Genomic DNA, 469 nt, shown 5'->3' with positions numbered 1-469 from the left:
TTAATTTTCCGGATTGGTATAATTGAACCTGTTCGATATTTCTCAGGTAAGCGACTTTACGTTCACGAGTTAGAAGAGAGAATTTAAACTCTTTGGGATAACCGCTGCTACGCAGTGAAAGTGGGGTGGCGATACGTGTGTAGTATACGCTATTTGGAAGTCTCAATAAGTACATCTGTGCTACCTTTCTGTGCGAGATGATTTTCGAGGCTTTAGATACGAAAAAACCGCTGTAAAAACAGCGGTTTAATCTTTAAGAGTGGTGGAGGGATAGGGATTTGAACCCTAGAACCGCTATTAACGGTTGCCGGTTTTCAAGACCGGTGCTTTCGACCACTCAGCCATCCCTCCAACAAATTGTCATCAACAGATTAGTACACTGTTGAGGTTGTTATTTGCTAATGCAAGTAACGATACCTTTTGTCTTCACCTTTCAAAAAAGTGAAAATAAATTTAAAGCCTGGCGATG

Annotated in this window: 1 protein-coding gene and 1 tRNA gene; both read right to left on the bottom strand. The window is 40.9% G+C overall.

From position 1 onward, the window contains the following. Positions 1-175 (bottom strand): DUF6538 domain-containing protein (locus AB4558_RS21985; protein ID WP_372159109.1); only part of this gene is annotated, 175 nt, incomplete at its 3' end. A gap of 85 nt (positions 176-260) precedes the next feature. Continuing rightward, positions 261-351, bottom strand: a tRNA-Ser gene (locus AB4558_RS21980). Positions 352-469 lie beyond the last annotated feature (118 nt).

It is taken from the genome of Vibrio sp. 10N.222.51.C5 (genome assembly GCF_041474575.1).
Taxonomy (GTDB): Bacteria; Pseudomonadota; Gammaproteobacteria; order Enterobacterales; family Vibrionaceae; genus Vibrio; species Vibrio crassostreae_C.
The sequence above is the reverse complement of the archived record's forward strand: the minus strand, read 5'-3'. Positions and strand labels throughout refer to the sequence as shown.